This is a genomic window from Mesorhizobium sp. CA16, from assembly GCF_020165175.1.
Taxonomy (GTDB): domain Bacteria; phylum Pseudomonadota; class Alphaproteobacteria; order Rhizobiales; family Rhizobiaceae; genus Mesorhizobium.
Genome location: NZ_JAIUHP010000009.1, coordinates 100,659 through 126,374 on the forward strand (window position 1 = coordinate 100,659; position 25,716 = coordinate 126,374).

General features: G+C 64.9%; 24 protein-coding genes. 9 read left to right on the plus strand and 15 right to left on the minus strand.

The genetic code is table 11. From position 1 onward, the window contains the following. Window positions 1-2 precede the first annotated feature (2 nt). A complete protein-coding gene (locus tag LB525_RS14750; protein ID WP_224545145.1) occupies window positions 3-2,456 on the minus strand; it encodes an FAD-dependent oxidoreductase in 2,454 nt (817 codons plus the stop codon). Beyond that, window positions 2,453-3,337 carry a phosphotransferase gene (locus tag LB525_RS14755; RefSeq protein ID WP_224545146.1) on the minus strand — a complete coding sequence of 295 codons (885 nt, stop codon included), beginning with the start codon at window positions 3,335-3,337 and terminating at the stop codon, window positions 2,453-2,455. The genes LB525_RS14750 and LB525_RS14755 overlap by 4 nt, the downstream gene beginning before the upstream one ends. A 387-nt stretch (window positions 3,338-3,724) precedes the next feature. On the opposite strand from LB525_RS14755, the gene LB525_RS14760 reads away from it, so the two are divergent. Continuing rightward, complete coding sequence (locus LB525_RS14760; protein WP_224526931.1) at window positions 3,725-4,489, plus strand: DeoR/GlpR family DNA-binding transcription regulator; 765 nt, start codon at window positions 3,725-3,727, stop codon at window positions 4,487-4,489. Between the two features lie 20 nt (window positions 4,490-4,509). Here LB525_RS14760 and LB525_RS14765 read toward each other — a convergent pair whose 3' ends face one another. Together LB525_RS14765 and LB525_RS14770 are read right to left on the minus strand one after the other, a co-directional pair. Beyond that, window positions 4,510-5,406, minus strand: coding sequence for an NAD(P)/FAD-dependent oxidoreductase (locus LB525_RS14765; protein ID WP_224545147.1), 897 nt, complete (start codon window positions 5,404-5,406; stop codon window positions 4,510-4,512). Then, complete coding sequence (locus LB525_RS14770) at window positions 5,396-5,845, minus strand: RrF2 family transcriptional regulator (protein WP_224526927.1); 450 nt, start codon at window positions 5,843-5,845, stop codon at window positions 5,396-5,398. The genes LB525_RS14765 and LB525_RS14770 overlap by 11 nt, the downstream gene beginning before the upstream one ends. Before the next feature lie 90 nt (window positions 5,846-5,935). Between LB525_RS14770 and LB525_RS14775 the strand changes: the two genes are divergently transcribed. The 6 genes from LB525_RS14775 (at window position 5,936) to LB525_RS14800 (ending at window position 12,984) form a co-directional block, all read left to right on the plus strand. Then, window positions 5,936-6,847 (plus strand): LysR substrate-binding domain-containing protein, encoded by a 912-nt coding sequence (locus tag LB525_RS14775; RefSeq protein ID WP_224545148.1) that lies wholly within the window; start codon window positions 5,936-5,938, stop codon window positions 6,845-6,847. 272 nt (window positions 6,848-7,119) lie between these two features. Beyond that, complete coding sequence (locus tag LB525_RS14780; RefSeq protein ID WP_224545149.1) at window positions 7,120-8,274, plus strand: ABC transporter substrate-binding protein; 1,155 nt, start codon at window positions 7,120-7,122, stop codon at window positions 8,272-8,274. 178 nt (window positions 8,275-8,452) lie between these two features. Next, entirely contained in the window at window positions 8,453-9,451 is a 999-nt protein-coding gene (locus LB525_RS14785; protein WP_224545150.1) for an ABC transporter ATP-binding protein, read from the plus strand. Window positions 9,452-9,674: 223 nt separating this feature from the next. Continuing rightward, complete coding sequence (locus LB525_RS14790) at window positions 9,675-10,640, plus strand: ABC transporter permease (protein WP_411967983.1); 966 nt, start codon at window positions 9,675-9,677, stop codon at window positions 10,638-10,640. Beyond that, the gene (locus LB525_RS14795; protein WP_224545151.1) at window positions 10,630-11,445 is read left to right on the plus strand and encodes an ABC transporter permease; all 816 of its coding nucleotides are present in this window, start codon (window positions 10,630-10,632) and stop codon (window positions 11,443-11,445) included. Before LB525_RS14790 ends, LB525_RS14795 begins: the two co-directional genes overlap by 11 nt. A 111-nt stretch (window positions 11,446-11,556) precedes the next feature. Next, complete coding sequence (locus LB525_RS14800; RefSeq protein WP_224545152.1) at window positions 11,557-12,984, plus strand: gamma-aminobutyraldehyde dehydrogenase; 1,428 nt, start codon at window positions 11,557-11,559, stop codon at window positions 12,982-12,984. A gap of 184 nt (window positions 12,985-13,168) precedes the next feature. Here LB525_RS14800 and LB525_RS14805 read toward each other — a convergent pair whose 3' ends face one another. The 10 genes from LB525_RS14805 to LB525_RS14850 form a co-directional block, all read right to left on the minus strand. After that, a complete protein-coding gene (locus LB525_RS14805; protein WP_224545153.1) occupies window positions 13,169-13,483 on the minus strand; it encodes a hypothetical protein in 315 nt (104 codons plus the stop codon). A 42-nt stretch (window positions 13,484-13,525) separates the two neighbouring features. Continuing rightward, the gene (locus tag LB525_RS14810) at window positions 13,526-13,888 is read right to left on the minus strand and encodes a nuclear transport factor 2 family protein (protein WP_027166011.1); all 363 of its coding nucleotides are present in this window, start codon (window positions 13,886-13,888) and stop codon (window positions 13,526-13,528) included. An 85-nt stretch (window positions 13,889-13,973) separates the two neighbouring features. Continuing rightward, window positions 13,974-14,447 carry a carboxymuconolactone decarboxylase family protein gene (locus LB525_RS14815; RefSeq protein ID WP_224545154.1) on the minus strand — a complete coding sequence of 158 codons (474 nt, stop codon included), beginning with the start codon at window positions 14,445-14,447 and terminating at the stop codon, window positions 13,974-13,976. A gap of 109 nt (window positions 14,448-14,556) precedes the next feature. Continuing rightward, window positions 14,557-16,110, minus strand: coding sequence for an alpha/beta fold hydrolase (locus LB525_RS14820; protein WP_224545155.1), 1,554 nt, complete (start codon window positions 16,108-16,110; stop codon window positions 14,557-14,559). Window positions 16,111-16,223: 113 nt separating this feature from the next. Then, window positions 16,224-16,535, minus strand: a complete 312-nt coding sequence (locus tag LB525_RS14825) for a formate dehydrogenase subunit delta (protein ID WP_224526908.1) — start codon at window positions 16,533-16,535, stop codon at window positions 16,224-16,226. After that, window positions 16,525-17,355 (minus strand): formate dehydrogenase accessory sulfurtransferase FdhD, encoded by an 831-nt coding sequence (gene fdhD / locus LB525_RS14830; RefSeq protein WP_224545156.1) that lies wholly within the window; start codon window positions 17,353-17,355, stop codon window positions 16,525-16,527. The genes LB525_RS14825 and fdhD overlap by 11 nt, the downstream gene beginning before the upstream one ends. A 3-nt stretch (window positions 17,356-17,358) precedes the next feature. Next, window positions 17,359-20,271: a formate dehydrogenase subunit alpha gene (gene fdhF / locus LB525_RS14835; protein ID WP_224545157.1), complete on the minus strand. Its 2,913-nt coding sequence runs from the start codon at window positions 20,269-20,271 to the stop codon at window positions 17,359-17,361. Window positions 20,272-20,281: 10 nt separating this feature from the next. Beyond that, entirely contained in the window at window positions 20,282-21,838 is a 1,557-nt protein-coding gene (locus LB525_RS14840) for a formate dehydrogenase beta subunit (protein ID WP_140724428.1), read from the minus strand. Next, window positions 21,835-22,314 (minus strand): formate dehydrogenase subunit gamma, encoded by a 480-nt coding sequence (locus LB525_RS14845; protein ID WP_095766057.1) that lies wholly within the window; start codon window positions 22,312-22,314, stop codon window positions 21,835-21,837. The genes LB525_RS14840 and LB525_RS14845 overlap by 4 nt, the downstream gene beginning before the upstream one ends. A gap of 193 nt (window positions 22,315-22,507) precedes the next feature. Next, on the minus strand, window positions 22,508-23,407 hold the full coding sequence (locus LB525_RS14850; RefSeq protein WP_140843890.1) for a LysR family transcriptional regulator: 900 nt from the start codon (window positions 23,405-23,407) through the stop codon (window positions 22,508-22,510). Window positions 23,408-23,565: 158 nt separating this feature from the next. Between LB525_RS14850 and LB525_RS14855 the strand changes: the two genes are divergently transcribed. Further along, window positions 23,566-24,207, plus strand: coding sequence for a DUF47 domain-containing protein (locus LB525_RS14855; RefSeq protein ID WP_224545158.1), 642 nt, complete (start codon window positions 23,566-23,568; stop codon window positions 24,205-24,207). 3 nt (window positions 24,208-24,210) lie between these two features. After that, entirely contained in the window at window positions 24,211-25,215 is a 1,005-nt protein-coding gene (locus tag LB525_RS14860) for an inorganic phosphate transporter (RefSeq protein ID WP_224526895.1), read from the plus strand. A 29-nt stretch (window positions 25,216-25,244) separates the two neighbouring features. Here LB525_RS14860 and LB525_RS14865 read toward each other — a convergent pair whose 3' ends face one another. Then, the gene (locus LB525_RS14865; protein ID WP_224545159.1) at window positions 25,245-25,622 is read right to left on the minus strand and encodes a VOC family protein; all 378 of its coding nucleotides are present in this window, start codon (window positions 25,620-25,622) and stop codon (window positions 25,245-25,247) included. Window positions 25,623-25,716 lie beyond the last annotated feature (94 nt).

Below are 25,716 nucleotides of genomic sequence, written 5' to 3' on the forward strand. Positions count from 1 at the left end.
GATCAAGCCTTTATCCTTGCCCCGGCCGGGTCATACATCGGCTCGAGATGGATCTTTGCCGGCGTGCGCTCCATCGCCACGACAAGCTCATAGTCGCCCGAGGCCAGAAAATCGTCGCTGACGCCGTCGGCATTGCGCACATAGCCGTAGCCGATATTCTTGCCCACCGTGTAGCCGTAGCCGCCGCTGGTCAGGTAACCGACCGGGTCGCCATTGCGCAGGATCGTCTCGCGTCCGACCAGCACGATCTCCGGGTCGTCAACCGTGAAGCCGGCAAAGCGTTTCATCGGCGGCTTGCCGGCTGCCTTCTCCAGCGCCCGGCGTCCGATGAAGTCGGTATTCTTGCGAAGCTTCACGGCCCAGCCGAGCCCCGCCTCCTGCGGCATATCGTTCGGCGTGATGTCGGAACCCCAGGCGCGATAGCCCTTCTCCAGTCGCAGCGATTCCAGCGCCCGGTAGCCGACCGGGCGAATGCCATGCGCCTTGCCCGCCGCCATCAGCGCATCGAAAACCTCGCCGGTGGCGGCGATCGGCACATGCAGCTCCCAGCCCAGTTCCCCGACATAGGTGACGCGCAGCGCCTTCACGCTGTGGCCGGCTATTGCGATCTCGCGCGCATGGCCGAAGGGGAAGGCGGCGTTTGAGACATCGGCGTCCGTCACCGCCGACAGCACGTCGCGGGCGCGCGGCCCCATCAGCGACAGCGTGCCGAAATCCTCCGTGACGTCGGTCAGCCTGGCATCCAGCCCGTGGCCTATATGGTCGCCGATCCAGGAGAGGTCATGCGTGCGGAAGCCCGTGCCGGTGACGATGTAGAACCGGTTCTCGCCGAGCCGCGACACGGTGAGGTCGGCCTCGATGCCGCCGCGCGTATTGAGAAGCTGCGTGTAGGTCAGCCGTCCGACCGGCTTGTCGACGTCGTTGGCGCAGATCCAGTCGAGCGCCTTCAGCGCGTCAGTGCCGGTCAGCTCGTATTTGGCGAAGGAGGACTGGTCGAAGATGCCGACCTTCTCGCGCACATGACGGTGCTCGTCGCCGACCGGGCCGAACCAGTTCTGGCGGCCCATCGAATAGACGTCCTCGGCGGCCGCGCCATCCGGCGCAAACCAGTTCGGCCGCTCCCAGCCAAGCTTGGAGCCGAACACGGCGCGATGCATCTTCAGCCGCTCATAGAGCGGCGAGACGATGCGCGGCCGCCCGGAGAGATACTCCTCGTGCGGGAAGCCGATCGTGTAATGCTTGCCATAGGCCTCCAGCGTGCGGTCGCGGACCCAGTCGCGGTCGCGGTGCAGGCCGGAGAAGCGGCGGATGTCGACCACCCAGAGGTCGAGCGGCGCCTCGCCGTCGACCACCCATTGCGCCAGCACCCATCCTGCGCCGCCGCCGGAAGCGATGCCGAAGGCGTTGAAGCCGGCGCCGACGAACATGTTGGCGCATTCCGGTGCTGCGCCGAGGACGAAGTTGCCGTCCGGCGTGAAACTCTCCGATCCGTTGATCATCTGCTTGACGCCGGCGGTTTGCAGCGCCGGAACACGCGCGATCGCCTGGGTCATGTGCTGCTCGAAATGATCGTAGTCGTCATCGAACAGGCGGAATTCCCAGTCGTTCGGGACATCGCCGCCGGGAAGTCCGGTTGCCCAGGCCTGCGGGTTGGGCTCGTAGCCCCCCATCACCAGCCCGCCGACCTCTTCCTTGAAATAGGTGCGGCGGTCGGGGTCGCGGATTGTCGGCGCGTCGGTCGCAAGGCCCGCGATCTTCTCGGTGATGATGTACTGGTGCTTGACCGGCTGCAGCGGCACGTTGATGCCGGCCATCGCGCCGACCTGCCTTGCCCATTGTCCAGCGCAGTTCACCACCTTGTCGCAGGCAATGTCGCCTTGTGAAGTCTTCACCGCCGTGATGCGGCCGTCCTTCATCGTAAAGCCGGTGACGCGCACGCCCTCGAACAGTTTCGCGCCATGCATGCGGGCGCCCTTGGCGAGCGACTGGGCGATGTCGGAGGGGCTCGCCTGTCCGTCGGTCGGCAGCCAGGAAGCGCCGACAAGGTCGCTTGTCTCCATCAGCGGCCACATGCGCTTCACCTCCGCCGGCGACAGCAGCTGCATATCCATGCCGAAGCTTTTGGCCGTCGTCGCCAGCCGCTTGAACTCGGTCCAGCGGTCGGCATTCGTCGCCAGCCGCAGACAGCCGGTCATCTTCCAGCCGGTCGCCAGGCCCGTCTCGGCCTCCAGCCCCTTGTAAAGCTCGACCGAATATTTGAGCACGCGCGTGATCGAGGCGGAGGAGCGCAGCTGCCCGACCAGGCCGGCGGCGTGCCAGGTCGAGCCAGAGGTCAGCTTGCCCTGCTCGAGCAGCACCACATCCGTCCTATGGTCGCGCGCCAGGTGGTAGGCAGTGGAACAGCCGATGATGCCACCGCCGATGACGACGATTTCGGCATGGCTGGGCAAGGTCATGATCTGGTTCCGTATTTCGTCCGGTAGTTGTCCAGCGCCGCGTCGAGCCGGACGAGGTTTTCCTCGCTATAGGCGACATAGTCGATGCCGGGCGCGTCGAGATAAAGCTCGGACACCATGCTCCACATCGCTTCGCGCAGCAGCGAGGCGCATTGCATGGCGGCATGCGATCGGCGGATTTCGCCGTCCGGCTCCTTCATGAAATAGGCGGTCATGAAGGCGAAGGATTCGTCATCGCTCAGGCCGGCGTTCGAGGCGGCGCCGGCGAGGTCGAACATTGCCGTGTTGAAGCCGGCATACTCGAAATCGATCAGCCACAGCCGCTTGCCGTCGTCGAGGATGTTCGCCGGCAAAAGGTCGTTATGGCCGAAGACGATGGGCAGCAGCTTTTGCGCCCGCTCGAGCTCGTCCGCCAGGGCCAGATAACGTGGCAGCTCAGCCTTCTTGCGGCTGCCGCCCTCGTCCAGCGTGCGCGCATAGTCGCGGATGACGTGAAACACCCAGAACATGAAACCGGCGCCGGAGACATGCTTCGGCATCTCGCGGTGAAAGCCGCGCAGCAGCGCGGCCACGCGGCCGAGATTGGCCCGCACATCCTCTCCCAGGAGGGTCTTGGCGCCGAGAAATTCCGTCACCAGGATGCCGGGCTCGGCATAATGCACGGCCGGCGCGAAGCCCGCCGCATGCGCCGCCCGTGCCGTCATCACCTCGCGCTCGCGAAAGACATGGTGGAAAGGGAAGTCCTGGCCGAAGCGCACGACATGCCGCCCTGCCGCGTCGGTGACGACAAAATTGGCGTTGCTGAGGCCGCCCGGCAGCGGCTCGATCTCAATGCCGCCGTTCCAGCACGGCAAGGCGCGGATGCGGTCTTCGGCACTCACGGCTTCGCTCCGGCCCCAACCGGTCCCGCGGAAAACAAGGCTGGGAGAACATGAAAAAGCCTCGTCGGTGCGAGACGCCAGGATCGGTATCCCGCACCGCACCGACGAGCCCCTTGGCCAGGTATGATATCCCGGCATCCGCCCCCGCGGATTCGATAAAAGCTCGCGCCTGGCTGGTTCCAGGCGATCTGGTCACTAGGTTGCGGCTCTGCCATCACCCTCCCGCGGCAGTTCCGAGCCTGTCACAAGGTCAATGTCACGCCAGCGTGGCAGCGCTGTCAATCCAAAAGCTGTGACCTTTTTTGGGTGTTTTGCCCGAAAATATAAGCGACTCCTTTCAAAGCGTCGGCAAAGCATTAAATTCGGTCAGAATTCCCGGACACACCGATGATCCATTCGAAACGGCACGGCGAAATCCTGCGGCTCCTCAGCGAGGAGGGCACGATCACCATAGCCAGCCTCGCCGAGCGGCTCGGCGTCTCGCTGGAAACCGTGCGGCGCGATGTCAAGCCGCTCGCCGATGACGGGTCGGTGCTGAAGATGCACGGCGCCGTCGGCCTTGCCTCGATTGTGGGCGAGGCGCCGTTCGAGCGGCGCATGCGCGAAAATGCCGGAGCCAAGCGCCTGATCGCCAGGATGGTCGCGGCTACGATCCGCGATGGCGAGGCGATCATGCTCGATACCGGCACGACCACATCCTTCCTCGCGCGCGAGCTGCTCGGCCATCGCCGGCTGACGGTGGTCACCAATTCCTCCGACATTGCCCGCACGCTGGCGACGGTGAACGGCAACAAGGTCTACATGGCGGGCGGCGAGCTGCGCAGCGATTCGGGCGCGGCTTTCGGCATTTCGGCGATCGAGTTCGTCAGCCGCTTTTCGGTCGATCATGCCGTGATCTCGATCGGAGCCGTCGATGCGGCCGCCGGCCTGACCGACTATGATCTGGACGAGGCGGAGTTCGCCCGCATGGTGCTGTCGCGCGGCCATCGCTCGCTGGTCGTCACCGACCATTCCAAGTTCGGCCGCCAGGGACTGGTCCGGGTCTGCGGCTTCGATGGCTTTTCCGAGCTTGCCACCGACCAGCCGCCGCCACGCGATATAGCCGCCGCGCTGAGTCAGGCCGGCGCCCGGGTCAGTATCGCCGCGGCCTGACGTCGCCCAAGGGATAAGAGCTAGCCGAACACCAGCGACTGGTGCGCCGCAACCCCGGCCATCGCGCCGCCCGACACCGCGAAGGCGATGTTGTGCATCAGGCGCGCGGCGTCTCCTGCCGCGAAGACGCCAGGCACCGATGTCTGCTGCTTGTCGTCCACGACGACCGCCTTGCCGAGCGGGCCTTCGTTGAAGGCGCAGCCAAGCTGTTCGGCAAGCGGACTTGCCATCACGTTGCGCGGCGCGGTGAACAGCGCCCGCACGCTCGCGCTGCGATTGCCGTCGAGCTTGACGACCAGACCGCCGGACCCGTCGTTCTGCACTTCGCTCACCTTGCCCGGCTCGAACCGGATGTTGCGCTTCTCCAATATCCGCGCCTGGTCAGCGTCCGGTTCGAACAAACCGCCGGCGAACAGCGTGACGTCGCCCCAGTCGGAGATCAGCTCGGCCTGGTGCAGCGACATCGGTCCGGTCGCCAGCACGCCGAGCGGCCCGCCGGCCACCTCGTAGCCGTGGCAATAAGGGCAATGCAGCACCGTCTTGCCCCAATGCGCGGCAAGTCCTGGAACGTCCGGCAGGATGTCCCGGACGCCGGTGGCCAGCACCAGCCGCGTCGCACCGAAACGCTCGCCATCGTCCATCCGAACCTCGAATCCAGTGCCGGCAATGGCGGCCCGCTCGGCGCGGCCCTCGATCATCCTGACGGCAGGATAGGCAAGCAGCTGTGCCCTGGCCTCGCCGAGAATGTCTGCCGGCGCCCGTCCGTCCTGGCCGAAGAAGCCGTGCGAATGTTCGGCAAATCGATTCCGCGGCTCGCCGGCATCGATCACCAGCACCTTGCGCCGCCCGCGCGCCGCATACATGGCGGCGGACAGGCCGGCAAAGCTGCCGCCGACGACGATCACATCATACTGCATGGCTGGATACTCCAATGAGGTCATAACGGCGGCGGAAATCGGCCGTCAGGTCGGCCAGCGTGATATGGCTGAGCCGCTCAGTGAGCAGCCTTTCCGCCTCCAGGCGAAAATCGTCGAGCACGGCGATCACCGCCTGCTCGACTAGGCATCCGGGACTTTCCGGTTCGGTGCTGAACGGCAACAGCGTCTCGCCGAGCGCGCCGCTGATCTCGGCCAGCGAGATCTTGTCCGGCGCGCGGCCGAGCTGCCAGCCGCCGCCATGGCCGCGCGACGAGCTGACGATGCCGGCCTCCCGCAGCCCGGCAATGGTGCGGCGCACCACCACCGGGTTGGTGTGGATGAAGCCGGCAAGCCGTTCGGAGGTCAGTGCCCGCTCGGGGGCGTCGGCCATATGAACGAGGATATGCAGGGTCGAGGACAGTCGGCTGTTGCGTTTCATGTAACTTAGTTAGTTACGAATCGGAAGGTGGTCAAGTTTCGGAGCTTGCCCCACTTCCCAACGCCACGTTGGCCGGTGTTTAGTCCGGCCATGGCTTTCACCATCCGCCAATTGCAGTACTTCGTCGCCGTCGCCGAGCAGGGCACTGTCTCGGGCGCCGCGCAGAACCTGTCGATTTCCCAGTCCTCGGTCACCGAGGCGATCAAGGAACTGGAGAGCGATCTCGGCGTCGAACTCTTCGAGCGCCACCCACGTGGCCTCAACATCACCCACAAGGGCCATCAGTTCCTGCGCCACGCGACCAAGATCCTGGCCGACGTTTCCGACGCGCGCCGCTCTTTCTCCAGCGAGCAGGCCGCCGCTGGCGGGCGGCTGCAACTCGGCGTCACCTCGCTGGTCGCCGGCTATGTCCTATCCGACCTGCTCGCCCGCTACCGGCGCGCCTATCCCGGCGTCGAGGTCTCGGCAATCGAGGACAATGGCGATTATCTCGAGCACCTTTTGGTCGGCGGCAAGCTCGACATCGCCGTCATGGTGACGTCCAACCTGCGCGACCGCACAGCGCTGCAGTCGGAAATCCTGGAAGTCTCGGCCTACAGGCTGTGGATTCCGCTCAGCCACAGGCTCGCCAGCGCCGACATCATCGGGGTCAATGACATCGTCTCCGAGCCGCTGATCATGCTCACGGTCGACGAGATCGAGGAGAACACCGGCAAGCTGCTGTCGGCGATCGGCGCCAGGCCGCATGTCGCCTTCCGCACCCGCTCGGTCGAGGCGGTGCGCAGCCTGGTCGCCACCGGCGCCGGCGTGGCGCTGCTGCCCGACCTCGTCTACAGGCCCTGGTCGCTGGAAGGCGACCGCATCGAATCGCGCGACGTTTCCGGCTCGCTGCCGGTGGTCCAGGTCGGCACGGTCTGGCGTCGCGGCTCCGCCCTGCCGCAGGCGGCTCGCGATTTCATCGGCCTCGCGCAGTCGCAGCGCATGGCGCGCCAGCGGCCCTGAAAAGAGCAGTTCCAGGAAAAACGCGAAACGCTTGGATTCGGCGACTTCGCTGTAGCCTCCCGTCCGGAATGGTATCGGTAAAACCGATATTGGCTTTCTGATAAATGAATTTGCGAAACCGGATTTTTCACCGCACTTTCGCTCAGGGAACAAAGCCGCGCCTCGAGAGCGCTGCCGTCGGAGCATGAAGCTCCGACCCTTGTCGTTTGCGCATATCCTTTCCGAAAACCGAGCCGGTCTTCGGGGTCATGCGCCAAAATGGGAGATCGACGATGAATGCATTCCTGAAGTCGTGCACGGCGCTGACTGTCGCGCTGACTTTTTCCGGTCAGGCCATGGCCCAGGTCAAGGAACTCGGCAAGGGCGAGGGCGAGGTCAACATCGTTGCCTGGCCCGGCTATATCGAGCGCGGCGAGACCGACAAGAATTACGACTGGGTGACGGCTTTCGAGAAGGAAAGCGGATGCAAGGTCAACGTCAAGACCGCCAACACCTCGGACGAGATGGTCTCCCTGATGAACGAGGGCGGCTTCGACCTGGTCACCGCTTCGGGCGATGCATCGCTGCGCCTCGTTGCCGGCAAGCGCGTGCAGCCGATCAACACCGATCTCATCCCGAGCTGGAAGACCGTCGACGACCGCCTGAAGGACGCGCCCTGGTTCACCGTCGACAAGGTGCATTACGGCGTTCCCTACCAGTGGGGTCCGAACATCCTGATGTACAACACCGAAGTCTTCAAGGAAGCGCCCAAGAGCTGGAACGTCGTCTTCGAGGAAATGAAGCTGCCCGACGGCAAGTCGAACAAGGGCCGCGTCCAGGCTTATGACGGCCCGATCCACATCGCCGACGCCGCCAACTATTTGATGTTCCACAAGCCGGAGCTCGGCATCAAGGATCCCTACGAGCTCAACGAAGACCAGTACAAGGCGGCGCTCGAGCTCTTGCGCACGCAGCGCACGCTGGTCGGCCGCTACTGGCACGATGCCGCGATCCAGGTCGACGACTTCCAGAACGAGGGCGTGGTCGCTTCCGGCTCATGGCCTTATCAAGTGAACACGCTGGTCGCCGCTAAGAAACCGGTCGCCTCGACCGTGCCGGAAGAGGGCGTCACCGGCTGGGCCGACACCACCATGATGGAAGCCGACGCCGCCCATCCGAACTGCGCCTATATGTGGCTCGAGCATTCGCTATCGCCGAAGGTCCAGGGCGACGTTTCGGCCTGGTTCGGCTCGCTGCCCGTCGTACCCGCCGCCTGCAAGGGCAATGAGCTTTTGACCGACGAGGGTTGCAAGACCAACGGCTACGACAATTTCGACAAGATCAAGTTCTGGAAGACGCCGGTGTCGAAATGCGCCAGCCAGAACGACCAGTGCGTGCCCTATTACCGCTGGGTGTCTGACTATATCGGCGTCATCGGCGGCCGGTGAGTTCCCTTACCCTCCTCCTTGTGGGGAGGGTCGACGCGTAGCGTCGGGGTGGGGGTCAGCATGGACGTTGGCGCCAACCACCCCCACCCGCGGCTTCGCCGCGACCTCCCCATCGAGGGGAGGCAGGGCGCCGTACGAACTCGCCTTCGTTTAACCGGCAACTGAACTGACTGGGCCCATGACCTCTGCCGTTTCCTTCAAACAAGTCTCGCGCCATTTCGGCAGCGTGCGCGCCGTCGACGCCGTCGATCTCGACATCGTGCCCGGCGAGTTCTTCGCCATGTTGGGGCCGTCCGGTTCCGGCAAGACGACGTGCCTCAGGCTGATCGCCGGCTTCGAGCAGCCGACGACAGGCTCGATCTCCATCTTCGGCGAGCGCGCCGAAGGCGTTCCGCCCTATCGCCGCAACGTCAACACCGTCTTCCAGGACTATGCGCTGTTTCCGCATTTGAACGTGCTCGACAACGTCGCCTACGGCCTGATGGTCAAGGGTGTCGGAAAGGCCGAGCGGCTCAAGGCAGCTGAGGAAGCGCTTTCGCTGGTGCGCCTGCCGGGCTACGGCGCGCGCCGTCCCGGCCAGCTCTCCGGCGGCCAGCGCCAGCGCGTGGCGCTCGCCCGAGCGCTGGTCAACCAGCCCAAGGTGCTTTTGCTCGACGAGCCGCTCGGCGCGCTCGACCTCAAGCTGCGCGAGAACATGCAAGAGGAGTTGAAGTCGCTGCAGAAAGTGCTCGGCATCACCTTTGTCTTCGTCACCCACGACCAGGGCGAGGCGCTGTCCATGGCCGATCGTATCGCCGTCTTCAACGACGGCAAGATCATGCAGGTCGGCACGCCGGAGGATATCTACCAGCGGCCGAACACGCGCTTCGTCGCCGATTTCGTCGGCTCGTCGAATGTGCTGCCGCCGGATTTCGTCCAGCGCTATTCCGGCCAGCACCGCTGGGGCAGCCTGCGCCCGGAGTCGATCCGCATTTCAAGCGCGGCAAGCGGCGACGGTGTCGCCGCCCGCCTGGTCGGGACCAATTATCTCGGCGCCACGACGAGGCTGGCGCTCGATGCCGACGGGTTGAGGCTGCATGCGGTGGTGCCGGCGGGAATGGCGCTGCCGGCCGAGGGCGAGGCGGTGATGCTGACCTTCAACCGCGACAGCCTGCATCTGATGGACGAGCCGGCATGAGGAAGGTTTGCGCGAGGCGCCCCCCTCTGGCCTGCCGGCCATCTCCCCCTCTAGGGGGGAGATCAGCAGTTTCTCGGCCTCGCCAATCCTGTCACGTTGGCAATTGGCGAAAGCGGCCGCGACATCCAATCTCCCCCCTTGCGGGGGAGATGTCCGGCAGGACAAAGAGGGGGGCGAAGGATCGCGGCCTCTCCCCTGATTCCGTTCAACACGCGGCGGCGCCATGACCATCGCCGCTGTTCAATCCAACCCCACACCCGCCATCCTGCCAGGCAGCGGCGGCATGCGCGGCGCGTTCTCCGACCTCTTCTGGCGCCGCCCAAAACTCCTGCTGCTGCTCATGTTGCTGCCGCCGCTTCTCTGGCTGGGCATCGTCTATATCGGCTCGCTCTTTGCGCTGCTCCTGCAGAGCTTCTTCTCGATCGACGAGTTTTCCGGCCTCATCAACCGCGAGTTCACGCTGAAGACCTATGGCGACCTGTTCCAAGCCGCCAATCTCGACATCATCCTGCGCACGGTGACGATGGCGGCGCTGGTCACGCTTGCTTCGGCGATCATTGCTTTCCCGATCGCCTATTATGCTGCGCGCTATGCGCGCGGCCGCTGGAAGGCGCTGTTCTATCTCGGCGTCATGCTGCCGCTGTGGTCGAGCTACCTGGTCAAGATCTACGCCTGGAAGCTGATCCTGGCCAAGGAAGGCATCCTCACCTGGCTGCTCGCCAAGCTGAACCTTCTGTGGCTGCTCGAGGCCTGGCTGTCGCTCCCCGTTGTCGGCGGCAATTCGCTGTCGGTCTCCTTCACCGGCACCTTCATCGTCTTCGTCTATGTCTGGCTGCCCTTCATGATCCTGCCCGTTCAGGCCGCGCTCGAGCGCGTGCCCGGCAATCTGGTCGAGGCTTCGTCCGATCTCGGCGCCTCGCCGGGACAGACCTTCCGCAACGTGCTGTTCCCGCTGGCGCTGCCAGGCATCGTCGCCGGGTCGATCTTCACCTTCTCGCTGACGCTCGGCGACTACATCATCCCGCAGATCATCGGCACCTCGCGGCTGTTCATCGGCCAGGCCGTCTATTCGCAGCAGGGCACCGCCGGCAACATCCCTTTGGCCGCCGCTTTCACCGTGGTGCCCATCGTCATCATGGGCTTCTATCTCTGGGGCGCCAAGCGCATGGGGGCTTTCGATGCGCTCTGACCGTGGTCAATCCGCTCCGCTCGGCCTGAAGATCGCCGCCGCCTGCGGCCTGCTCTTCCTGCATTTGCCGATCCTGCTGATCTTCGTCTACGCCTTCACGACGGAAGAGAAGAGTTTCGTCTGGCCCCCGCCGGGGCTCACCACGCAATGGTTCGCCGTCACCTGGAGCCGGCCGGATGTCTGGGAGGCGCTGTCGCTGTCGGTCCGCGTCGCCGCCATCTCCACGGCGATCGCGCTGGTGCTCGGCACGCTCTGCGCCGCGGCCGTCTCGCAGACGCGCTTCTTCGGCCGCGAGGCCATCTCTTTGCTGGTCATCCTGCCGATCGCGCTGCCCGGCATCATCACCGGCATCGCGCTGCGCTCGGCCTTCGCGCTCGCCGACATCCCGTTCTCGTTCTGGACGATCGTGCTCGGCCACGCAACCTTCTGCGTGGTCGTCGTCTACAACAACGCCGTCGCCCGCTTCCGCCGCACGTCGGGCTCGATGATCGAGGCCTCGATGGACCTCGGCGCCGACGGTTTTCAGACCTTCCGGCATGTCGTGTTGCCGAACATCGCAACCGCGCTGCTTGCCGGCGGCATGCTCGCTTTCGCGCTGTCCTTCGACGAGGTCATCGTCACCACCTTCACCGCCGGCCAGCAGCAGACCGTGCCGATCTGGATGCTGGAAGAGCTGATCCGCCCGCGCCAGCGCCCGGTCACCAATGTCGTGGCCATGGTCGTCGTACTGGTGACGCTGCTGCCGATCCTCTTTGCCTATTACCTGACCCGCGACGGCGATCAGATTGCGGGCAGTGGAAAATGAAAAACAGCGAATAGGGAGTAGCGAATAGCAAATAGCGAATAGGGAAATCGATGGCCAAACCCTACTCGCTATTCGCTACTCCCTATTCGCTCCTGTTAAGGGAGAAATCCAATGAACACCCAAATGCTGATCGGCTCGAAATTCGAGAAAGGCACCGAGGCCGAGGAGCCGATCCTCAATCCGAAAACCGGGGCGACGATCCTCAACCTGCCGGAGGCGAGCCCCGCGCAGATCGAGGCTGCCGTTAGTGCCGCCGAACGAGCGTTCGTCGGTTGGTCGCGCACCACGCCGGCGCAGCGCTCCGGCTACATGCTCAAGATTGCCGACCGCATCGAGGCCGAAGCGAAGGAGTTCGCCGCGCTCGAGGCGCTGAACTGCGGCAAGCCGATCAATGCCGTGCTCAATGACGAGATTCCGGCGATCGTCGACTGCTACCGGTTCTTCGCCGGCGCGGTGCGCTCGATGCCGGGCCAGGTGGCCGGCGAGTATATTCCGGGCCACACCTCGATGGTGCGGCGCGACCCGATCGGCATCGTCGCTTCCATCGCGCCCTGGAATTATCCACTGATGATGATGGCCTGGAAGCTGGCCCCGGCGATCGGCGGCGGCAACACGGTGGTCTTCAAGCCGTCGGAGCAGACCCCGCTGACGGCGCTGAAACTCGCGAGGATCCTTTCCGAGATCCTGCCCGAGGGCGTTGTCAATGTGGTGCTCGGCCGCGGCGACAGCGTCGGCAACACGCTGATCAACCACCCCAAGGTCAACATGATCTCCATCACCGGCGACGTCGCCACCGGCAAGAAGGTGCTGCAGGCAGCCGCCAAGTCGGTCAAGCGCACGCATCTGGAGCTCGGCGGCAAGGCGCCGGTCATTGTCTTCGACGATGCCGACCTCGGCGCCGTTGTCAACGGTCTGCGCGCCTTCGGCTACTACAATGCCGGCCAGGACTGCACGGCCGCCTGCCGCATCTATGCCGGCAAGAAGATCTACGACAAGCTCGTCGCCGACCTCTCCTCCGCGGTCTCGACCATCAAGTACAACCAGCCGGACGATACGGACAATGAGATCGGGCCGCTGATCTCGCGCCGCCAGCGCGACCGCGTGTCGAGCTTCGTCGAGCGCGCTTCGGAACTGAAGCACATCGAGATCACCACCGGCGGCAAACCGGGCGAAGGCTCCGGCTTCTATTATCAGCCGACGGTCGTCGCCGGCGCGCTCCAGGAGGACGAGATCGTGCGCCGCGAGGTGTTCGGTCCGGTCGTTTCGGTCACCCGCTTCGCGGATGTCGATGAGGCAGTGAGCTGGGCGAACGACAGCGACTACGGCCTTGCCTCGTCGGTATGGACCAAGGACGTTTCGCGCGCCATGGCGACCGCCGCCCGCCTGCAATATGGCTGCACCTGGATCAACACCCACTTCATGCTGACCAACGAGATGCCGCATGGCGGCCTGAAGCAATCCGGCTACGGCAAGGACATGTCGCTCTACGCACTGGAGGATTACACCGCCGTGCGGCATGTGATGGTGGCGCATGGGTAGGCTCCTTTTTACCTCTCCCCTTGTGGGAGAGGTCGGATTGCCCCGATTTGCTCTTCGCAAATCGGATGGCAATCCGGGTGAGGGGTAGCTTGGCGCCAAGCTGGAGCACCCCTCATCCGTCTCGGCGCGGCGCGCCGAGCCACCTTCTCCCACAAGGGGAGAAGGCCGGGCGGCGCTCAGGCCACTACTCCACGATCCGGAAGATCGTCCATTTGCTGGTGCCCGACACCACATAGGGCTCCAGCTCCTTGCCCCATTTGGCATGCGCTTCGATCTTGGCGATCTTGGCGAAGAACTCCTCCAACTGGGCCAGGCTTTCGACCTGGTGGTGCGCCTCGATCGTCGCTTCGCGCGCGCCCACGGAACCGGTCATGAGCTGGAACTTCATGTCGGCGAGCCCGACCTGCGACCCGATCTCACGCTCCCATTTGCGCATCAGCTCGAGCGCGGTCTGCTTGTGACCGAACTTGGCGTCGATCTGCCATCTGGCGCTGAACATTTTGGTTCTCCTCCCTGATTTGCGGTTGAGCCCGCGGTTGATCTATTCGTCCCAAGCCTGCACGACGGTCTGGCGTGCGATGCGGCCGTTCTTCAATTCCAGCATCGCCGCGCAGAACACCTTCGTGCCGTCCGGATAGGCGCAGGCCTGGGTGAAGGCGAGGCTGTCGCCCTCGGCGATCGTGGTGTCGACCTTGTGGGTCATCGCCCGGCTGCAGATATCGTCCCAGAAGGTGCTGATCGCCGCTCGGCCGCGGATCTCGCGCGGCTTGCTCGGCGGATTGTTGCGGTCGATCACCCGCACCAGCGCGTCGTCATTGTAGAAGCTCGACAGGAGCTTGCCGTCACGGCCTTCGATCGCCTTCTTGATCGCCGCGCCGTCCACTGTCTGTGTCTTGGTCAGCATGTCATCCTCCATGTGCCCGTCTTCTCGATCGGGCTGTTGACGAGGGAAGGACTGCCCGGCGATCATCGTCGGGCAGGGATTTCGTTCACTGCGACTTGGCCTTGACGGCCGCGAACACGTCGTCTGTCTGTTTCTTGAAGGTCGCCAGGTCGACCTGGCTGCCATTGAGCATCGTCGACCAGTGGCGCACGATCGCCGCCATGGCCACCGCCTCCTTGATTTCCTCGTCGCTCGCGCCGTTGAGCTTGGCGGCCTCGGTGTGGAAATAGATGCAGTACTGGCAGGGAATCTGCGCGGCGACCGCAAGGCCCAGCAGCTCCTTGGTCTTGCCGTCGAGCGCGGTCTTGGGGTTGAGCTGCACGCCCTTGATCTCGGCCCAGGCGCCGGCGACCGCGACGTCCGGCAAGGTCTTGAACATGTCGGGCACCGAGCCGAGGGTGGCCTCGATGTCCTTGTAGGCGGCGCTGGCCGAAGCGTCTTCGGCATGCGCCGGAGTGATGGCCAGCAATGCGCCCGCGGCGAATGCCAGCAATCCGATCTTGCGATTCAGTTTCAGCATTTCATCCTCCATTTCGCAGCGCCCTTTCGGCGACATCGCCCGGCCTGCATGGGAAGAATTGGTATCGCTTGTGGCGGCCCCGGCGCTTCCCCCGAAAGCGCCATGGCTCTCATGGCCCGTCCGGGCCAGCGTGCCTCGCCGAAAATGCCGCCGCCGCCGCCCGCGACGGCAGATCGAGCTTCAATAGAATGTTGGCGACGTGCCGCTTGACCGTGTGCTCGCTGAGGCTGAGCTCGGCGGCGATCGCCGCATTGCTCTTGCCATCGGCGATCAGGTTCACCACCTCGCTCTCGCGCGCCGTCAGCGCGGGCGGCTCGGCCGGCCTTGCCCTGGGCCGGCAGGCGGGCTCCAGATGCTGCTCCGACGTCGCCAGAACCGCCGGCAGGGGCTCATCCATCTCGTCGAGGCTGACGCGGCCGGCATCGACGAAATGCAGGCCGGACCCTGTTGCGAGATCGGCGACCAGCCGCGAGGCGAGGATGTCGCCGCGTCCGGCATGCGTGGCGAGCTGCATCGTCACCCGCGCCGTCAGCCCGACCGGCTGGCCGCGCATTTCGATCTCGCCGACATGCACGCCTTGCGCGCTCGCCACGCCGATCTGCTGCGCCGCCTCGCGCAATGCCGCGGCGCAGCGCACGGCGCGCGCCGGCCCATCGAAGCGCGACATCATCAATTCGCCATGCGTGCCGGCCGTGCGGCCGCCATGGCGGCCGACAAGAAGCCGCCAGGTTTCCTGGAAGCGCTGGCTGCGCTCGCTCCACATGCGATCGCCGAGCCTGGCCGTGTCGTAGATGCACGTCGCCAGCAGCGCTGCCAGCACGCGCTCGGTGTCGGCCACCGCGGGCTCGCCGGTGAGGCATTCCTCGATCAGGTCGGCCACGCGATCGACATCGCCGGTCCAGATCGGATGATCGCGCCCGGCTATCTCGACCAGCCGGGCATGCGGGATCTTCTTCGCCAGGAAGCGGCTGGCGTCAGGATCGACACGGACGTCGTTGCGGCGATGGATGATCAGCGTCGGCGCGCTGATCATCGCCAGGATGCCGCGCACATCGATATCGGCGTTCATGCGGGCAAGCGCCGCCGCGGCAGTCGGGCTGGCAGAAAGCCGCTCGAACCGGGCCCACCACTGGGCGAAATGCGCATCGTCCACCCGGCCAGGCGCGAAATTGGGCAAGGTGGCGCCGGTGCCCCACGACGTCTCCGCCGTCTCGATGAAGGCCTCCAGCCGCTCCGGCGGCATCACCCATTTGTGGAAATGCGCATAGCCGCCATAAAGCACCAGCGCGCGCGTCCGCTCCGGATAGGTGGCGGCGAACAGCATCGCCATAGGCGCGCCTTCCGAGGCGCCGAGGATCGCTGCGCGGCCGCTGCCGGCCGCGTCCATCACCGCGCGGACGTCGTCCATGCGGGCCTCTAAGCTCGGCAGATGACGGGCATCGACACGGTCGGAGAGCCCGGTGCCGCGCTTGTCGAACAGGATGAGCCGCGAGAAAGCCGAAAGCCGTTTCAACAGGCGGCTGTAGCCTTCGTCTTCCCAGTGCAGGTCGAGATTGGAGATGAAGCCCGGCACGAACACAAGATCGAACGCGCCTTGGCCGACCACCTGATAGGCGATCCGCACGTCCCCGCTGCGGGCATATCGCGTCTCGATCGGCCTCACGAGTTCTTCCGCCCGGCCCGACGATTTTCCGATCGTCAAACATAGCAGAGCCGCGCAGCTAGCGGCAGCTTAAATTTTAGCAGAAAGAAATATAAGACCGCCCGGTCGCTACGCTATTTTTGCGAAGCGGCGACATCTGCCGGGAAGGCCGTAAGACCAAGCTTCATGTCGGCCTCCGCGGGGCTGATCGGCCGCTTGATCTTGGCCGAGGCGGCGACCACGAGCTCGTCGAAATTCTCGGTGCCGGCGTCGAGCATCTCGAAGAACTGGCGCCGCATCCGCGGCTCCCAGAACTTGTTGATGTGCTCGGCAACGCCGGCAATGCCTTCCTCGCGCGGTTTCGAATGGAAGAAGGTGGCGATCTGGTTGGCCATGCGCACCAGCTTCTCCCTGGTGCTGGTGATGTGGTCTTCGTCATGCGACATGCTTGGCAACTCCGGAAGCCACTCGTTCAGGGTGGGTGAAAATATCGAAATCGTCGCCGCGAACCAGCGCCACCAGCGTCATGCCGGCGGCCTCGGCCGTGCGGATGGCAAGCGCGGTCGGCGCCGAAACCGCCATGATGATCGCGGCGCCGATGGCGGCCGTCTTCTGCACCATCTCCACCGAGACGCGCGACGTCACCACGACGGCGCCGCTCGCGCCGTCGATGCCGGCCCTGGCCAGCGCGCCGGCCAGCTTGTCCAGCGCGTTGTGACGGCCGACATCCTCGCGCGCCATGACGATGCCCTTGCCTGGAACGTAGAAGCCGGCGGCATGCACTGCGCCGGTCTCTTTGTGCAGCGGCTGCTGCTTCGACAGCAGGCGGACGGCGCTTGTTATATCGTCAGATTGAAGCGTAAGTCGCGATGCACCAACGGCGTCGACCGAGCGCATCGCCTCCTCGATGGATTCGATGCCGCACAGCCCGCAGCCGACCGGCCCGGCCAGCCTGCGCCGCCGCGCCTGGAAGCGCGTGTTGGCCTTGTCCTTGAGCCGTATCTGGATGTCGATGCCGGCGCCGAGATCCTCGACCTCGATCGCCTCGATCTCTGCCGGGCCGGCAATGATGCCTTCGGTCAGCGAGAAGCCGAGCGCGAAATCCTCGAAATCGGCGGGGCTCGCCATCATCACCGCATGCGTCGTGCCGGCGAAGGAGAACGCCACCGGCGTCTCTTCAGGCACCATGCGGTTCGCGGCCGCGGTGCCGCCGGCGCGATGCGCCAGCCGCGAAATTTGAGTCGTGGCTTTGCGCCGCGCGGTCAAGAACTACTCCGCCGCCTGCAGCGGGGCGATCCGCCGGCTCTGCTTGGCCTGCTCGTTATAGTCCTTCTGCCAATCGGTCGGACCGTTGGACGGCGCCACCTGCACGGCGGTGACCTTGTATTCCGGACAGTTGGTCGCCCAGTCCGAAAAGTCGGTCGTGATCACGTTGGCCTGCGTGTCCGGGTGATGGAAGGTCGTGTAGACGACACCGGGCGAGACGCGGTCGGTGATCAGCGCGCGCAGCGTGGTTTCGCCCGAACGGCTCGCCAGCCGCACCCAGTCGCCGTCGCGGAGGCCGCGGACTTCGGCGTCGTGCGGATGGATCTCCAGCCGGTCCTCGGCATGCCACGTGACGTTTTCGGTGCGCCTGGTCTGCGCGCCGACATTGTACTGCGACAGGATCCGTCCGGTGGTGAGCAGCAGCGGATAGCGCGGACCGGTCCGCTCGTCCGTCGCCACATATTCGGTGCGGATGAACTTGCCCTTGCCGCGCACGAAGCCGTCGACATGCATGATCGGCGTGCCGAGCGGCGCCTTCTCGTTGCATGGCCACTGCACCGAGCCGACGCGGTCGAGCAGCTCGAACGAGACGCCGGCGAAGCTCGGCGTCGTCTGGGCGATCTCGTCCATGATCTGCGAGGGATGGGTATAGTTCCAGTCGAGCCCGATGGCGCGGGCAAGCTCCTGCGTCGCTTCCCAGTCGGCATAGCGCGCCTTCGGCTCAATGACCTTGCGCACCATGTTGATGCGGCGCTCGGCATTGGTGAAGGTGCCATCCTTCTCGAGGAAGGTCGAACCCGGCAGGAAGACATGCGCGTAGTTCGCCGTCTCGTTGAGGAAGAGGTCGTGCACGACCACGCATTCCATCGCGGCGAGGCCGCCGGCGACATGCTTGGTGTCGGGATCGGACTGCAGGATGTCTTCGCCCTGGATGTAGATGCCCTTGAACGAGCCGTCGACGGCGGCGTCCAGCATGTTGGGGATGCGCAGGCCCGGCTCGTCGTCCAGCTTCACGCCCCACAGGCTCTCATAGATGTCGCGCACCGCTTCGCCCGAGATGTGGCGGTAGCCCGGCAATTCATGCGGGAACGAGCCCATGTCGCAGGAGCCCTGCACGTTGTTCTGGCCGCGCAGCGGGTTCACGCCGACGCCCGGACGTCCGATATTGCCCGTGGCCATGGCGAGGTTGGCGATGGCGATCACCGTGGTGGAGCCCTGGCTGTGCTCCGTCACGCCGAGGCCGTAGTAGATCGCGCCATTGCCGCCCTTGGCATACATGCGCGCGGCACCCCGGATCAGCTCCGGATCGACGCCCGAGAGCTTGCCGACGGTTTCGGGGCTGTTTTCCGGCAGGGTGACGAAGGATGCCCAGTCCTGGAACTCGGCCCAGTCGCAGCGCTCGCGGATGAAGGCCTCGTCGAACAGGCCTTCGGTGACGATGACATGCGCCATCGCCGTCAGCACCGCCACATTGGTGCCGGGCTTCAAGGGCAGGTGGTAGTCGGCTTCGATATGCGCCGACTTGACCATCTCGGTGCGGCGCGGGTCGAGCACGATCAGCTTGGCGCCCTGGCGCAGCCGCTTCTTCAGCCGCGAGGCGAAGACGGGATGGGCGGAAGCCGGATTGGCGCCGATGATGACGGCGACATCGGTGAACTCGACCGAATCGAAATCCTGCGTGCCGGCCGATGTGCCGTAGGTCTGGCCGAGCCCGTAGCCGGTCGGCGAGTGGCAGACGCGCGCGCAGGTGTCGACGTTGTTGTTGCGGAAGCCCTGCCGCACCAGCTTCTGGACGAGATAGGTCTCCTCATTCGTGCAGCGCGAGGACGTGATGCCGCCGATTGCCGTGCGTCCATACTGATACTGGATGCGGCGGAATTCCTTCGCCGTATGGGCGATCGCCTCTTCCCAGGTCACTTCGCGCCACGGATCGGTGATCTTCTCGCGGACCATCGGCGACAGGATGCGGTCCTTGTGCGTGGCATAGCCATAGGCGAAACGGCCCTTGACGCAGCTATGGCCGTGGTTCGCCTTGCCGTCCTTGTAGGGCATCATGCGGATGACCTCGTCATCCTTGACCTCGGCCTTGAACGAGCAGCCGACGCCGCAATAGGCGCAGGTGGTGACGGCCGAGCGCTCCGGCATGCCCTTCTCGAGCACGGTCTTCTCGCGCAGCGCGTCGGTCGGGCAGGCCTGCACGCAGGCGCCGCAGGACACGCATTCGGAAGCGATGAAGTCCTCATGCATGCCGGCGACCATGCGCGATTCGAAGCCGCGGCCCTCGATGGTCAGCGCGAAGGTGCCCTGCACCTCCTCGCAGGCGCGCACGCAGCGCGAGCAGACGATGCACTGTGCCGGATCATAGGTGAAATAGGGGTTGGATTCGTCGCGGGCGATGTAATCGACCGCCAACGAGCCATGGCCGGGCGCGACGCCGCTTTCTTCCTTGACGTGGTTGCGGCCCTCGACACCATAGCGGTTCTCGGTGAGGCCGACCGACTTCGCCACCGCGTCGAACTCGCTGGCGCCGGTTCCGGCCTTTTCGTTCCAGCCCATCGGGTGGTCGGAGACATAGAGTTCCATGACGCCGCGGCGAATGGCGTCGAGCCGGTCGGACTGCGTGCGCACCACCATGCCTTCGCCGACCGGGGTCGTGCAAGAGGCCGGCGTGCCGCCGCGTCCTTCGATCTCGACCAGGCAGACGCGGCAGGAGCCGAAGGAGTCCAGCATATCGGTAGCGCAGAGCTTCGGGATCTCGACGCCGCCTTCCATGGCCGCGCGCATGATCGAGGTGCCTTCCGGCACGGTGATGCTTTGCCCGTCGACAGTCAGGGTCACCTGCTTCGTAGCTTTCGACTCCGGCGTGCCGTAGTCGATTTCTTCGATGAGTGTCGGGAAGTCGGCCTTGATGTTCATCTGCCAGCTCCTATTCAGCCGCCACGCGCGCCGGCGCGGGCTTGAAATCCTCGGGGAAATGCGTGATCGAGCTCATCACCGGGTAGGGCGTGAAGCCGCCCAGCGCGCAAAGCGATCCGAACTTCATCGTGTTGCAGAGGTCGGTGACCAGAGCGAGGTTCTTTTCCGCCTCGATGCCGGCGGCGACCTTGTCCAGAACCTCCACGCCGCGCGTCGAGCCGATGCGGCAGGGCGTGCACTTGCCGCAGCTTTCGATGGCGCAGAACTCCATGGCGAAGCGCGCCTGCTTCAGCATGTCGGCGGTGTCGTCGAACACGGTGATGCCGGCATGGCCGATCAGCCCGTCGCGCTTGGCGAATTCCTCGTAGTCGAACGGCGTGTCGAACAAAGCCCGCGGGAAATAGGCGCCGAGCGGACCGCCGACCTGCACCGCCTTCACCGGACGCCCAGTGGACGTGCCGCCGCCGATGTCGTCGACGATCTCGCCCAGCGTCAGACCGAAAGCCGTCTCGAACAGGCCGCCATGCTTGACGTTGCCGGCGATCTGGATCGGGATCGTGCCGCGCGAGCGGCCCATGCCGAAATCCTTGTAGTAGGCAGCGCCCTTGTCCATGATTACAGGCACCGAGGCCAGGCTGATCACGTTGTTGATCACCGTCGGCTTGCCGAACAAGCCTTGGATCGCGGGCAGCGGCGGCTTGGCGCGCACCACGCCGCGCTTGCCTTCGAGGCTGTTCAAGAGCGAGGTTTCCTCGCCGCATACATAGGCGCCGGCGCCGACGCGGATTTCCATGTCGAAGGCGTTGGGTGAGCCCAGCACGTTGACGCCCAGCACGCCCGCCTTGCGGGCGATAGCGACGGCCTTGTTCATCGTCGCCACCGCATGCGGATATTCCGAGCGGATATAGACGAAGCCCTTGGTCGCGCCGGTGGCGATGCCGGCGATCGCCATGCCTTCGATCAGCACGAAGGGATCGCCTTCCATGATCATGCGGTCGGCGAAAGTGGCGCTGTCGCCTTCGTCGGCGTTGCAGACGATGTATTTCTGCTCGCCCGCCGTATCCAGCACCGTCTTCCACTTGATGCCGGTCGGGAAGCCGGCGCCGCCGCGGCCGCGCAGGCCGGATTCGGTCACCTGTTTCACGATGTCCGCGGGCGCCATCGCCACTGCATTCTGCAGGCCGTTCAGGCCGCCATGCGATTTGTAGCTGTCGAGTGACAGCGGATCGATGATGCCGCAGCGCGCGAAGGTCAGCCGCGTCTGCTTGGCGAAGAAGGGGATCTTGTCGGGGGAGCCCAACCAGCGCTTGTGATGGCCGCCCTTGAGGAAGCCGCTGTCGAACAGGCTCTTGACGTCGGACGGCTTGACCGGCCCGTAGGCGACGCGGCCCTCAGCCGTCGCCACCTCGACCATCGGCTCCAGGAAATAGGCGCCGCGCGAGCCGTTGCGCACGATCTTGGCTTCGACGCCGCGCTCCTTGAGCTCCTTCTCGATCGCCTTGGCGACCTTTTCGGCACCAAGCGCCAGCGCGCCGGAATCTGCCGGGACATAGATGCGCGGGATCATGAACGTACCTCCGCGACGATCTCTTCGATCTTCTCGTCATCGAGCCGACCGATGACTTCGCCGTCGAGCATCGCCGACGGCGAGCAGGCGCAAAGCCCGAGGCAATAGACCGGCTCCAGTGTAACCGATCCGTCGCGCGTGGTCTCGTGGAAATCGATGCCCAGCAACTGCTTGATCTTGGCCGCGACGGCGTCCGAGCCCATCGATTGGCAGGCTTCCGCCTGGCAGAGCTTCAGCACGTGCCGCCCGGCGGGCTTGGCGCGGAAATCGTGATAGAAGCTGACCACGCCGTGCACCTCGGCCCGCGACAGGTTCAGCCCGTCGGCGATCACCGGCAGCGCGTCTTTCGGAACATGCCCGAACTCTTCCTGTATGCTGTGCAGGATCGGCAGCAACGGGCCTTCGAGGCCCTTCATCTCGTCAATGATCGCCGCCGTGCGCGACGCGATCTCGGTACTTGCGGCCTGCATGCTCACGCAGCGCCCTCCCTGGTCGTGGCGGCCAATGTATGTCACCCCAGCATATAGAGCGGTTTCGGGGCAACGACATGCATAGGGCGCAATATCGCTAAGTCCTTACGAAATCAGAGGAAACCTCCGAAATCAATAAAGCGCTTTCGTCGCTTGATAGAAATTTTCTATCAAGCTCCATCGGCTCGCATTGTCTAACCTAGCGGTGGGCGCGGAAATCGTCCGCCAGCGCCATCGCCTCTCCCAGAAGCGCCTGCACCAGCGGCGTGTGCGGCTCGCGCGGCGCCGCCACCAGCCCGACCGTGTGGCTGGCGTCCGGCTCGACGATCGGGATGGCCCGGATGGGCTCGGAAAAGCCGAACGTTTCCGCAAGGTTGAGCGGCATGATCGACGACCATTTGCCGGTGCGGATATGCGAGAACAGCACGATCATCGAATTCGATTCCAGCGTCGGCCGCACCTGCACGCCGGCTTCCGCCAGATGCTGGTCGATGATGCGGCGGTTCTGCATATCCGGCGTCAGCAGGCAGAGCGGCAACTGGCTGATCTCCGCCCATGTCACTTTGTCGCGGTCGGAATAGGGGTTTCCGACCGCGGTGATCAACTGGTAGCGCTCGTCATAGAGCGGCACGCTGGTCACGCGCCCGAGCGGCTCGTTGTCGAGATAGGTGATGCCGGCATCGACATCGAAATTGCCGAGCAGCGACAGCACTTCGATCGATGTGCGCGACAGCACCGAGAAGGTGACGCCCGGATGCTTTTCGCGGAATGGCGTCGTCAGCCGCGCCACCATGGCGAGCGCCGTCGGGATCGCGGCGATGCGGATGCGCCCGGACAGGCCGTGGCGCGCCGCCCGCATCTCCTCGCGCATCGTGCGGGAGTCGCCGACGATGCGGCGCGCCCAGCCCAGCACCTGCGTGCCCTCCGGCGTCAGGCCCTGGAAGCGCGAGCCGCGCAGCACCAGCATGACGCCGAGCTGTTCCTCGAGCTGCTTGATGCCGGCCGATAAGGTCGGTTGGGTGACACCGCACACTTCTGCGGCCCGGCCGAAATGCTCCTCCTTGGCGAGAGCGATGAAGAATTCCAGTTTGTCGATCATGCCGTCCGATCCGCCGCGGTTTGCCCAAGGTCGGGGAAATCGCCCTGCTTCGCAAGACGCATGCGCAATCGGCCTCGTTCACATTTTTGAGCCGGCTATCTGTTTTCCCGCGCTGCGCGTGGCGTTATGTGAGATAGGTGGAAGCAGGGAGGGACGACATGCTGGGTTGGTTTCGCAAGCTGTTGCCGCGCGAGGATCGCTTCTTCGACCTGTTCGAGCGGCATTCGCGCACCGTGGTCGGCGGCGCCGAAGCCCTTGAGCAGCTTCTCCAGGGCAAGGACATCGACCGCTGGTGCCAAAAAATCATCGATCTCGAGAACGAGGCTGACGGCATCACCGCCGAGGTCCTGCTTGCCGTCAGGCGCTCCTTCATCACGCCCTTCGACCGCGGCGACATCAAGGATCTGATCCAGTCGATGGATGACGCCATCGACATGATGCACAAGACCGTCAAGACAGTGAAACTGTTTGAAGTGAGGGAATTCGATCCGCTGATGCGGGAAATGGGCAGCGTCATCGTCCAGGCCGCCCGGTTGGTCGCCGAGGCGATCCCGCTGCTCGGCAAGGTGGGCGCCAACGCAGCGCGCCTCAACGCCATCGCCGAGGAGGTCATGCGCGTCGAGGGCCGCGCCGACGATCTGCACGAGCAGGGCCTGAAGGATCTGTTCAAGCGTCACGGCCGCAGCGACGCCATGGCCTATCTGATCGGCTCGGAGATTTATGGCCAGCTGGAGAAGGTGGTCGACCGTTTCGAGGATGTCGCCAACGAGATCAGCGGCATCGTCATCGAGAACGTTTAGGCGATGGACGCCACGATCGCCTTTCCCCTGCTGGTCGGCCTCGTTGCCGTGGCGCTGTTCTTCGATTTCCTCAACGGCCTGCACGATGCCGCCAACTCGATCGCGACCATCGTCTCCACCCGGGTGCTCAGGCCGCATTACGCGGTGCTGTGGGCGGCTTTCTTCAATTTCATCGCCTTCCTGTTCTTCGGCCTGCATGTCGCCGAGACGGTGGGAAAAGGCATCATCGACGCCAGCATCGTCACGCCGGCGGTGATTTTTGCCGCGCTCGTCGGCGCCATCGTCTGGAATATCGTCACCTGGGTCGCCGGCATTCCGTCGAGCAGCTCGCACGCGCTGATCGGCGGGCTGGTCGGTGCCGGCGTTGCCAAGGCAGGCCTGGGCGCCATCGTCTGGTCCGGGCTCGGCAAGACGGTCGCGGCTATCGTGCTCTCGCCTGCGACGGGATTCGTGCTGGCGCTCGTCCTGGTACTCATCGTCTCATGGCTGTTCGTGCGGCAGACGCCATTCGCGGTCGACAACAGTTTTCGCGTGCTGCAGTTCTTTTCCGCCTCGCTCTATTCGCTGGGACATGGCGGCAACGACGCGCAGAAGACCATGGGCATCATCGCCGTGCTGCTCTTTTCGCAGGGCGCGCTCGGCCCAACTTTCCATGTGCCGCTGTGGGTGGTGCTCACCTGCCAGTCGGCGCTGGCGCTGGGCACGCTGCTCGGCGGCTGGCGCATCGTCCACACCATGGGGTCGAAGATCACGCGGCTGAACCCGATGCAGGGTTTTTGCGCCGAGACCGGCGGCGCCATTACGCTCTTCGCCGCCACCTGGCTCGGTGTCCCGGTTTCGACGACGCATACCATCACAGGCGCCATCATCGGCGTGGGTGCCGCCCGCCGCGTCTCCGCCGTGCGCTGGGGCATCGCCGGCAACATCGTCGTAGCCTGGGTGATCACCTTGCCGGCGACGGCGGCGATCTCGGCGTTGACCTATCTCGCCACAAGGCTGGCCGGATGACGGGTTCCAGCTCCGCCTGAGAGTGGGCGCTATTTGCCCACCAGGTTCAGGATGTTGCCGTCGGGATCCTTGAACCAGGCCACCTTCATGCCCGAGCCGACATGGATGTCGCCTTCGAGCGACAGGCCGGGCATATCATAGTGCTCGAAGGTGATGCCCTTCGACCGCAGCGATTTGACGATCGGCTCGATGCGGTCGCCTACCGCCCGGGTTGCGGCTGTCGCCTTGTTGGTGTCGGCGAATTGCGAGCGATAGACATTGAGGAGCGTGTCACCGCTTTTGTAGACGATCAGCTCGCCATCCATGTCGTCCACTTGGCTGAGGCCCAGCGTGCCCTCGTAGAACGCCCTTGCCTTGGCGATGTCCTTCACCGCGAGATTGGCTGTCACATTGCTGTTTTCAAGCATGACCGTCTTCCTTCCCCGGTTGTCGTGATGGCGATGGAGATAGCGCGGGCGCACCGTTTGGCTATGACCGGGCCCGAACCTGCGCCGCGGCCGT

Excerpts from the sequence above, each read along its gene's own strand:
- LB525_RS14750 (WP_224545145.1), bottom strand. The coding sequence starts at position 2,456 with ATGACCTTGCCCAGCCATGCCGAAATCGTCGTCATCGGCGGTGGCATC.
- LB525_RS14760 (WP_224526931.1), top strand. The coding sequence starts at position 3,725 with ATGATCCATTCGAAACGGCACGGCGAAATCCTGCGGCTCCTCAGCGAG.
- LB525_RS14765 (WP_224545147.1), bottom strand. The coding sequence starts at position 5,406 with ATGCAGTATGATGTGATCGTCGTCGGCGGCAGCTTTGCCGGCCTGTCC.
- LB525_RS14770 (WP_224526927.1), bottom strand. The coding sequence starts at position 5,845 with ATGAAACGCAACAGCCGACTGTCCTCGACCCTGCATATCCTCGTTCAT.
- LB525_RS14775 (WP_224545148.1), top strand. The coding sequence starts at position 5,936 with ATGGCTTTCACCATCCGCCAATTGCAGTACTTCGTCGCCGTCGCCGAG.
- LB525_RS14780 (WP_224545149.1), top strand. The coding sequence starts at position 7,120 with ATGAATGCATTCCTGAAGTCGTGCACGGCGCTGACTGTCGCGCTGACT.
- LB525_RS14785 (WP_224545150.1), top strand. The coding sequence starts at position 8,453 with ATGACCTCTGCCGTTTCCTTCAAACAAGTCTCGCGCCATTTCGGCAGC.
- LB525_RS14790 (WP_411967983.1), top strand. The coding sequence starts at position 9,675 with ATGACCATCGCCGCTGTTCAATCCAACCCCACACCCGCCATCCTGCCA.
- LB525_RS14795 (WP_224545151.1), top strand. The coding sequence starts at position 10,630 with ATGCGCTCTGACCGTGGTCAATCCGCTCCGCTCGGCCTGAAGATCGCC.
- LB525_RS14800 (WP_224545152.1), top strand. The coding sequence starts at position 11,557 with ATGAACACCCAAATGCTGATCGGCTCGAAATTCGAGAAAGGCACCGAG.
- LB525_RS14805 (WP_224545153.1), bottom strand. The coding sequence starts at position 13,483 with ATGTTCAGCGCCAGATGGCAGATCGACGCCAAGTTCGGTCACAAGCAG.
- LB525_RS14810 (WP_027166011.1), bottom strand. The coding sequence starts at position 13,888 with ATGCTGACCAAGACACAGACAGTGGACGGCGCGGCGATCAAGAAGGCG.
- LB525_RS14815 (WP_224545154.1), bottom strand. The coding sequence starts at position 14,447 with ATGCTGAAACTGAATCGCAAGATCGGATTGCTGGCATTCGCCGCGGGC.
- LB525_RS14825 (WP_224526908.1), bottom strand. The coding sequence starts at position 16,535 with ATGTCGCATGACGAAGACCACATCACCAGCACCAGGGAGAAGCTGGTG.
- fdhF (WP_224545157.1), bottom strand. The coding sequence starts at position 20,271 with ATGAACATCAAGGCCGACTTCCCGACACTCATCGAAGAAATCGACTAC.
- LB525_RS14840 (WP_140724428.1), bottom strand. The coding sequence starts at position 21,838 with ATGATCCCGCGCATCTATGTCCCGGCAGATTCCGGCGCGCTGGCGCTT.
- LB525_RS14850 (WP_140843890.1), bottom strand. The coding sequence starts at position 23,407 with ATGATCGACAAACTGGAATTCTTCATCGCTCTCGCCAAGGAGGAGCAT.
- LB525_RS14855 (WP_224545158.1), top strand. The coding sequence starts at position 23,566 with ATGCTGGGTTGGTTTCGCAAGCTGTTGCCGCGCGAGGATCGCTTCTTC.
- LB525_RS14860 (WP_224526895.1), top strand. The coding sequence starts at position 24,211 with ATGGACGCCACGATCGCCTTTCCCCTGCTGGTCGGCCTCGTTGCCGTG.
- LB525_RS14865 (WP_224545159.1), bottom strand. The coding sequence starts at position 25,622 with ATGCTTGAAAACAGCAATGTGACAGCCAATCTCGCGGTGAAGGACATC.